This is a genomic window from Microbacterium sp. Bi128 (assembly GCF_918698205.1).
Map to the genome: position 1 here is coordinate 1 of NZ_CAKKMM010001079.1, position 1,766 is coordinate 1,766.

General features: G+C 73.3%; 1 protein-coding gene. It reads left to right on the forward strand.

Annotated features, from left to right (window positions below):
• The coding region (locus LQV45_RS29930) for a Mur ligase family protein (protein ID WP_230010800.1) at positions 1 to 1,610 on the forward strand (1,610 nt) is incomplete at its 5' end.
• Positions 1,611 to 1,766: the final 156 nt, after the last annotated feature.

Here is a 1,766-nt window from a genome sequence, read left to right on the forward strand (position 1 = left end):
ATCCGCCCCGCCGCGACCTCGCGGAGCTGGCCCGCCGTTTCGGTGTGCGCAGCGTCGGCGACGTCGAGGGCGCCGTCCTCACCGGCATCACGCTGGCCACCGCCGATCTGCGGGAGGGAGAAGCCTTCGTCGCCATCCGCGGCGTGAACCGTCACGGGGCGGAGTTCGCCGCGACCGCGGCTGAGCGCGGAGCCGTCGCGGTCATCACCGACGAGGCGGGCGCCGAGATCGCGGCATCCACGGGTCTTCCGATCGTCGTGGTCGAAAACCCCCGCGCGCTGCTCGGCGACCTGTCGGCGTGGGTGTACGGCACCGGCGCCGACGACGACCTGCCGCAGCTGCTGGCCACGACCGGGACGAACGGCAAGACGAGCGTGTCGCACTTGCTCGAAGGCATCCTGGGTCAGCTCGGCGTGGTCACGGGCCTGTCGTCGACGGCCGAGCGCCACATCGCGGGCGAGGTCATCGTGTCGCGGCTGACGACGCCCGAGGCCTCCGAGTTCCACGCCCTCCTGGCGCTCATGCGCGAGCGCGGGGTCGAGGCCGTGGCCGTCGAGGTGAGCGCGCAGGCGTTGACCCGCCATCGCGTCGACGGACTGCTGTTCGACGTGGCCGGCTTCACCAACCTCACGCACGACCACCTCGACGACTACGCCGACATGCGCGAGTACTTCGAGGCCAAGCTCCCCCTCTTCCGCGCGGACCGGTCGCGCCGTGGCGTGGTGTGCCTGGACTCCGCCGCCGGAGCCGAGATCGCCGCGCGGGCCGAGATCCCGGTCGTCACGATCGTCACGCCGGCGATCGCCGAGGATCCGACCGCCGAGGCCGACTGGACCGTCGAGATCGTCGCGGAGCGCCAGGACGGCACCGAGTTCACCCTTCGCTCGCGCGACGGGCGCACGTTGACCACGGTCGTCCCGGTGATCGGTCGACACATGGCGGCGAACGCGGGCCTCGCGATCGTGATGCTGCTCGAGGTCGGATACTCGTGGGAGCAACTGTCGGACGTTCTCGACGGCGGCCGCATCTCGGCCTCGCTGCCCGGACGCACGCAGCTGGTCTCGGGCCCCGCCGGGCCCGCCGTGTACGTCGACTTCGGCCACTCCCCCGACGCGTTCGAGAAGACGCTCGCGGCCGTGCGGCGCGTCACGCCCGGAAAGGTCGTGATGCTCTTCGGCGCCGACGGCGACCGCGACGCCACCAAGCGCCACGACATGGGGCGCACGGCGGTCGAAGGCAGCGACGTGCTGATCGTCACCGACCACCATCCCCGACACGAGAATCCGGATGCCATCCGCGACGTGCTCGTCGAGGGTGCGCGCCGCGCCCGCCCCGACGCCGAGATCCACGAGTTCAGCCCGCCCGAGCGCGCGATCCTCGAGGCCGTGGCGCTCGTGGGCGAGGGCGACGCGATCCTGTGGGCCGGCCCCGGACACCAGGACTACCGCGACATCCGCGGCATCCGCACGCCGTACTCGGCGCGCGAGCTGTCGCGCCGCGCGCTGCGCGCTGCGGGCTGGGCGGTTCCGGATCCGCAGTGGCCCGTCCCCTACCCGGCCGACCGCACGCCGTCGTCCGACCCCGAGCGGCCCGTCGACTTCCCCGCCTGACGGCCTCGGCGGGGCCGTCGCCGCGGATCCGCACAACTCCTGCGCCCCCGGCCTGCCGCGCACGCGGAGGGCTGCGTCATCCAATTCCGCCGGAGTTGTGCACGACCCCGGCGTCCCGCGGCCCCGCCCGGGCCACCCGCACAACTCCTGCACGAC